The organism is Bradyrhizobium sp. WSM4874, assembly GCF_055811835.1.
This window is the reverse complement of sequence record NZ_JBVVPR010000184.1, coordinates 1-684: the sequence shown is the minus strand read 5'-3', so window position 1 is coordinate 684 and position 684 is coordinate 1. Positions and strand designations below refer to the sequence as shown.

The window sequence follows — 684 nt, the reverse complement described above, 5'->3', positions numbered from 1 at the left end:
TCTCTCCAGTGACACGCCGGTAGCGATTGCTCCGTCGGAGCTGGTCAGGTTGCGGAGACGGAGCGATCGCGGATGGCGAGACGATTGCCTAGCGGGCTTGGCAATCGACGTCGTTGGCGGCTTCGTCGGGTTGGGTTGATGTCGTAGCTGGGGTCATGGTCCTTTCCGAGGTCGCGAGCGCCTCATGATGATGTCCGGATCGGGCGCCTCAACGTTTGCAGCGGAGTGCGGGCGAACCGCCACCAGCCGATTGACCGAGGTCACCACGACCACCGTCCCAGCGGGACATCGCCAGTCCGGCGGACCGGACCAGGAACTTGCGAGCAAATATCAGATTGGCTTCGGCTGGCCCCAGTCGAACGACGTGCCATCGACCCAGATGCAGTGGAGAATCACGGCGATCTTTCGGGCGATGGCGACCTTTGCCTTCTTCATGCCGATCCGCTTGGCGAGCTTCATGCCCCAGGCCTTTAGGGAAGACCACTTTTTGGTTCGATAAAGAAGGACAGTGGCGGCCTCGAACAAGTAAGTTCGGAGAAGCCGGTCGCCCCATCGAGATATCTTTCCGTTGGTGTCGGTTTCGCCGGATTGGCTGCGCCTCGGCGTAAGGCCTAGGTAGGCGCCGACCGTCGAAGCCGATCGGAAGCGCGAGGGGTCATCGATCGTGTGGCGGAACGTTAGGGC

At 61.7% G+C, this 684-nt stretch carries 1 protein-coding gene; it reads right to left on the bottom strand.

Annotated elements, in window-relative coordinates; all coding sequences use genetic code 11:
• Nucleotides 1-330: 330 nt before the first annotated feature.
• Nucleotides 331-684 (bottom strand): transposase (locus AC0L3P_RS39945; protein WP_473309453.1); only part of this gene is annotated, 354 nt, incomplete at its 5' end.